The organism is Paraclostridium sordellii, from assembly GCF_000953675.1.
In the GTDB taxonomy this organism is placed as follows: Bacteria; Bacillota; Clostridia; order Peptostreptococcales; family Peptostreptococcaceae; genus Paraclostridium; species Paraclostridium sordellii.
In genome coordinates this window covers 3390319-3390576 of the sequence record NZ_LN679998.1, presented here as the reverse complement: position 1 = coordinate 3390576, position 258 = coordinate 3390319, and the positions used below count along the sequence as shown (strand labels likewise).

Annotated in this window: 1 protein-coding gene; it reads right to left on the bottom strand. The window is 31.8% G+C overall.

The annotated features are described in order from the left end of the window. The coding region (locus ATCC9714_RS16690) for an SH3 domain-containing protein (protein WP_208872225.1) at window positions 1-258 on the bottom strand (258 nt) is incomplete at both ends.

Below are 258 nucleotides of genomic sequence, written 5' to 3'. Positions count from 1 at the left end.
ATTTAATGATGTTGCTACCACTACTTTTGTTTTTGTTTCAACATTTGGATTAGGCTTTGGAGTCTCATTTGGTTTAGAGTTTCCACCTTCATTACTATCTTTTAAGTATGTACTTGATACGTAGCCTTCTTTTCCATTGTATTTTATTTTTGACCATCCATTACTTTCTGATATTACTTCTACTTTTTCGTTATTCTTTAAGCTTCCTATTACACTATTCCCTGTTGATGGTCCACTTCTCATATTTAATGATGTTGC